The sequence below is a fragment of the Streptomyces hilarionis genome, assembly GCF_024539675.1.
Taxonomy (GTDB): domain Bacteria; phylum Actinomycetota; class Actinomycetes; order Streptomycetales; family Streptomycetaceae; genus Streptomyces; species Streptomyces hilarionis.
Genome location: NZ_JAHHIT010000456.1, coordinates 1 through 436 on the forward strand (window position 1 = coordinate 1; position 436 = coordinate 436).

1 protein-coding gene is annotated in these 436 nt (G+C 59.4%); it reads left to right on the plus strand.

Annotation, left to right across the window (positions count from 1 at the left end):
• Positions 1-351, plus strand: a 351-nt coding sequence (locus KMS84_RS39115) for a hypothetical protein (protein WP_256921344.1), incomplete at its 5' end; no start/stop codon positions are given.
• Positions 352-436 lie beyond the last annotated feature (85 nt).

Consider the following 436-nt stretch of genomic DNA (forward strand, 5'->3'; position numbering starts at 1 on the left):
GATCCGTGCCTACCTACTTCAACCACAGACGAGGGCTGTCGCATGAACTATAACTTCAAGCCTGGCGACCTGGCGATGATCGTTGGCGCTTACAACGTGCCAGATAACATCGGAAAGCATTGCGAGCTGATCGAGTATCTGCGCGTAGAGGACATTAGCGAATGGGTTGATCCAGCGGATGGTCTTCGAGTGCAGAACTCGGCCGATGGCCCGGCGTGGCTCGTAGTTGGGGAAGGGGTTAAATCGTGGTGCGGCGGCTCGGGCTGGGTTCTCGCTGACGCTCGCCATCTGATGCCTCTGCGTGGCGATTTCTCCCCAGATAAGCAGAGTTCGCGCGAGGTGCTCGCGTGACGACTGCTGCCGTGAGGATCACCGACGCCGAGATCAAGCGTCAGGCCGCCGGTGCCGTGCGCGATCTGCGTGATACAGACAATCG